The sequence below is a fragment of the Microbacterium sp. ER1 genome, from assembly GCF_023383675.1.
In the GTDB taxonomy this organism is placed as follows: Bacteria; Actinomycetota; Actinomycetes; order Actinomycetales; family Microbacteriaceae; genus Microbacterium.
Map to the genome: position 1 here is coordinate 1 of NZ_QCXO01000068.1, position 255 is coordinate 255.

The window sequence follows — 255 nt, forward strand, 5'->3', positions numbered from 1 at the left end:
GGGTTGTGACCTCACTCGCCGACGGGGACTGGCACCGCCTGCATCGCGCGAGCCCGCTGCTGCGCGGCGGCATCTTCGTGTTCGCGCTGATCGGCTTCGTTATCGCGAACCTGCGTGAGCGTCTCGTCGACGTGGTCTTCGGCATCCCGCGGGAGACCGGCGACCCCCTCGACGAGATTTACGAACGCGGCGCCGTCGGCTGGGCACTGCTTGCGGCCGCCGCGATCCTGATCGTCATCCTGATCGCGTTCACCC

Annotated in this window: 1 pseudogene; it reads left to right on the forward strand. The window is 68.2% G+C overall.

Annotation, left to right across the window (positions count from 1 at the left end):
• Positions 1-255 (forward strand): annotated as a pseudogene (locus BV453_RS01790) (hypothetical protein); the annotation flags it as partial.